At 74.3% G+C, this 1,128-nt stretch carries 1 protein-coding gene; it reads left to right on the top strand.

Annotation, left to right across the window (positions count from 1 at the left end):
* The coding region (locus NON22_RS24650; protein WP_257389620.1) for a TolC family protein at positions 1-1,031 on the top strand (1,031 nt) is incomplete at its 5' end.
* Positions 1,032-1,128 lie beyond the last annotated feature (97 nt).

Here is a 1,128-nt window from a genome sequence, read left to right as displayed (position 1 = left end):
CGCGCCTCGCGCTGAACGCGCGCATGGGCCTGCGCGGGGCGCAGGCCGCGCAGTGGACCTTCGCGCTGCCGCTCGCCGCGCCGGTCGCGAACGAGGACGCACTGGGCGACCTGCAGGCGCTCGCCCAGCAGCAGCGCCTGGATCTGGCCGCGGCGCGGCGCGAAGTCGAGCTGCTCGACCAGGCGCTGACCCTCGTGCGGCGCTGGCGTCTGCTCGGCAACGTCGAGATCGGCGCCGAGCGCGAACGCGAGACCGACGGCAACACCTTGCGCGGTCCGACACTGGCCTTGGCCCTGCCGCTGTTCGACCAGGGCCAGGCGGCGATCGCGCGCGCCGAAGCACGCCTGGAACAGGGTCGCGCGGCGCTCGCGCGGCTGGAGCTCGACATCGACAACGACGTGAGCCTCGGCGTCGACCGCGTCGCCGCGCTGCGCCGCATCGCCGAGGACTACCGCGCCGCGCTGATCCCGCAGCGCGAGGCCGTGGTCGCGCGCCAGAGCGAGCGCCTGAACTACATGCTGATCGGCGCGTTCGAGCTGTTGCTGGCCAAGCAGCAGGAATACGACGCCTATCAGGGCTATCTCGAAAGCGTGCGCGACTACTGGCAGGCGCGCGTCGCGCTGGCCCGCGCGGTCGGCACGCGGCTGCCCAGCGATGCGCTGCCGCCGCACCCCGTGCTCGATCTCGACAGCGTGCTGCGACCGGCGACCGACGGCGGCCACGACGCGCACCAGGGCCACGGCGGCGGCGCGGCGTCGAACGACGATCAGGGCAGCCACGCCGGCCACGACATGTCGGGTCACGACATGTCCACGCACGGCAAGCCGCAGCGCGACCGATCCGACGGCGAGACTGGCGGCGACGAGCACAAAGGCCACGATGCGGCCGGCGCGCACGGCAAGACCGGCGACGCCGCGGAGCAGCACGATCCCGGCCGGCACGACGCGGGCCGGCAGCCTCACGACCATAGCGGCCACGGCGGCCACGACACCGACGACGACGAACACCCGGCGCAGGAGAACCAGCCATGACCACGCGACGCGAACTGCTGCAATGGATGGGTGTCGGCGGGGCCGGACTGATCGCGGCCGCGCAGGCCGCGCGCGCGCAGCCCGCCGGCGGCGCGGC

Origin of the sequence: Tahibacter caeni (genome assembly GCF_024609805.1) — a bacterium.
GTDB classification, from domain to species: Bacteria; Pseudomonadota; Gammaproteobacteria; order Xanthomonadales; family Rhodanobacteraceae; genus Tahibacter; species Tahibacter caeni.
This window is presented reverse-complemented; position numbering and strand designations above follow the sequence as displayed.